4 protein-coding genes are annotated in these 3138 nt (G+C 40.0%); all 4 read left to right on the top strand.

Annotated features, from left to right (window positions below):
• The coding region (locus tag AB685_RS29280; protein WP_047974134.1) for a DUF881 domain-containing protein at positions 1-528 on the top strand (528 nt) is incomplete at its 5' end.
• A 7-nt stretch (positions 529-535) separates the two neighbouring features.
• Positions 536-1243: a DUF881 domain-containing protein gene (locus AB685_RS29275; protein ID WP_047974133.1), complete on the top strand. Its 708-nt coding sequence runs from the start codon at positions 536-538 to the stop codon at positions 1241-1243.
• A gap of 6 nt (positions 1244-1249) precedes the next feature.
• Complete coding sequence (locus AB685_RS29270) at positions 1250-1609, top strand: small basic family protein (protein ID WP_047974132.1); 360 nt, start codon at positions 1250-1252, stop codon at positions 1607-1609.
• 173 nt (positions 1610-1782) lie between these two features.
• On the top strand, positions 1783-3075 hold the full coding sequence (ftsA, locus tag AB685_RS29265; protein ID WP_047974131.1) for a cell division protein FtsA: 1293 nt from the start codon (positions 1783-1785) through the stop codon (positions 3073-3075).
• The last annotated feature ends 63 nt before the right edge of the window (positions 3076-3138 follow it).

Here is a 3138-nt window from a genome sequence, read left to right as displayed (position 1 = left end):
CAAGATGAATTACGAGAGTACCAAAGTGAAGTTCGGTTATTAGAAGAGCAATTAGCTTCAGAAAGTGCTGAACAAGAATTGCGTACAACGAATTTACTAGAGGATTTGGACCGTCTACGTAAAGTGGTAGGAAATGTACCGGTACAAGGACCTGGTTTAGAGGTTTCTTTAGAAGATGCTTCTTATGTGCCAGAAGGTTCGAATCCAAATGACTATATTGTCCACGAAATCCATGTTCAAAAAGTCGTGCATGAATTGTTTGTGGCAGGTGCTGAGGCCATTGCCATTAATGGTCATCGCCTATCTCACCAGTCCTATATTCAATGTGCAGGCCCTGTCATTATTATTGATGGCCATACATCCTATGCACCTTTTGTCGTAACGGCCATCGGTGATGGTGAGAAATTTGAACAAGCCATTTCATTAATTGGTGGTGTTAAAGACCAGTTATTAAATGATGGCATAAGTGTGCGGATTCAGCAACAAGGGTTAATAGAACTCGACCCTTATTTAACAGAGGGTGGGTGACAAAAGAATGAATCGAAAATGGATATTTACTTTTGTTGCTTTTGTGATTGGATTTATGCTAGCTATTCAATTTAAAACAACCCAGGAGCCGGTGGTTAGGGATACTCGGGATATTAGAGAGCTACGTAATGAGGTTGAGCAAGAAAGAGAGAGGGAGCAACAACTATCTTCTGAGATCAAAAAAGCGCAAGACTTACTTGCACAGTATGGTCATACACTTGATGAGGATCATGAAAATATAGATGATGYCCTAGATCAACAAATTGCTGACCTCCGCACTGAGGCAGGACTTACCGAAGTCAGAGGTGCGGGAGTGGTCATGACGATTGAACCTTTTTACGATGAACTCTCGCCAAACCATATGAGACGTACCCCTACACCAGAACGATTTCGTTATTTAATTAATGAGTTAAATGTGAATGGAGCGGACAGTATTGCAGTAGCTGATGAAAGATTAATATCTACCTCAGCATTTCGAGATGTAAATGGCATTACGCATCTAAATTATCGCAGGCTACCTCCCCTTCCTCTTGAGGTTAAAGTGTTAACTGATGATCCAGAGCGGTTGCACAATCGTATGGTTGTATCAGAGTCTGTTGAGTATTTTGAGATTGATGGCTTTCTTTTAACGGTAGAGCAAGTAGATGACTTGATCTTACCTGGATACGACCAAACACCTCGTGTAAGGTATATGGAAGAAGTGAAGGAGGGGTAACGATCTATGTGGCTTCCAATAATAGGGTTACTTCTTGGAATTATATTAGGTATAATGACCGAATTTAGAGTACCTGCTGAGTATTCAAGTTACTTATCTATTGCCGTTTTGGCTGCACTAGATACTTTATTTGGCGGGATTCGTGCGCACCTGCAGGAGACCTTTGACTCAAATGTATTTGTCACTGGGTTTTTCTTTAATATTTTACTTGCTGCAGGTTTGGCTTTTCTAGGGGTTCATCTTGGTGTAGACTTATACTTAGCAGCAATCTTTGCTTTTGGTGTTCGTCTTTTTAATAATATCGCTGTCATTCGCCGTATGTTATTATCAAAGTGGCAAGCTAAAAGAAGCGAAGGACAAGCTTGATAATCAAAAGAAGTTCAAAATGACTGAAAAAAAAAGAAAATGAGCGTTTTTAAAAGGAAAACAGCGCTTGGTGTTGAATACTTCTTTATATTCAACTTTTCGCGAACGGTTACTCTAAAGTAGTAAGTTATGAAACATTGAAACGGTATTAGTTTATAAGGAGGTGCCACAGATTGAACAACAATGAAATCTATGTAAGTCTTGACATCGGTACATCCAATGTCCGAGTAATCATAGGAGAAGTGGCCAACGGTACAATTAATATTATTGGAGTAGGTAATTCTCCGTCTGAAGGTATTAGAAAAGGAGCCATTGTCGATATTGATGAAACTGTTCGTTCGATTAAGAGAGCAGTTGAACAAGCGGAGAGGATGGTTGGACTCTCGATTAAACAAGTTGTAGTTGGGGTCAATGGGAACCATGTTCAACTTCAACCTTGTCACGGGGTGGTAGCTGTTTCAAGCCCTGATAGAGAAATTGGTGATGAAGATATTGCTCGAGTAATTGATGCGGCCCAAGTCGTCTCTATCCCACCAGAGCGTGAGATTATTGATGTGATCCCTAGACAATTTGTTGTGGATGGCCTAGATGAAATCAATGATCCACGAGGCATGATTGGTGTTAGGCTTGAAATGGAAGGAACCATTATTACAGGATCAAAAACCATCTTACATAACTTATTACGCTGTGTAGAGCGCGCTGGATTACARATCGCTGATATTTGTCTTCAACCACTTGCATCTGGTTCAGTTGCTATTTCTAAAGATGAGAAAAATCTTGGAGTATGCTTAATTGATATTGGTGGAGGTTCAACGACTGTATCTGTATTTGAGCAAGGTACACTTCAATCAACGTCGGTTTTACCAATTGGTGGAGACCATATTACGAATGATATTGCCATTGGTCTTAGGGTCTCTACTGAAGAAGCCGAACGTATTAAAGTGAAATATGGTCACTCTTTTATTGATGAAGCTTCTGATGAAGAGCGCTTTAGCGTCTCAGCGATCGGAAGTGGAGAGAAGGATGAATTTAGCCAATATGATCTGGCACATGTTATCGAACCACGTATGGAAGAAGTTTTTGAATTAATTTACAAAGAAATTATGCGACTAGGATTTCGCGATTTCCCAAGTGGATATGTGTTAACAGGTGGAACGGTTATGATCCCTGGTGTGCTTGAATTGGCCAAGGAATTACTGCAAGGCAATGTTCGAGTGGCAATACCGGATTATATCGGTGTACGTGAACCACAATACACGACAAGTGTTGGACTTATCCAATTTGCGTACAAAAATGTAAAGATTCAAGGGAAAGAAATTGCAGCTTCTGTAGCTGATTATCAGGCRCCTGAGCAACCGCAACAAGATAAGCGCAGTAAGAAAGCTGAAAAAGAACAAACAAGAACAGAAGATAAACCAAAGACAAAATCAAAAGTGAAGAATTGGTTTAAAGTGTTCTTTGAATAATAGTGAACGAGTCTGATTAGGGGGACCTTAAATGTTGGAATTTGAAATGGATATGGATCAATT

Source organism: Bacillus sp. LL01, assembly GCF_001037965.1.
The sequence above is the reverse complement of the archived record's forward strand: the minus strand, read 5'-3'. Positions and strand labels throughout refer to the sequence as shown.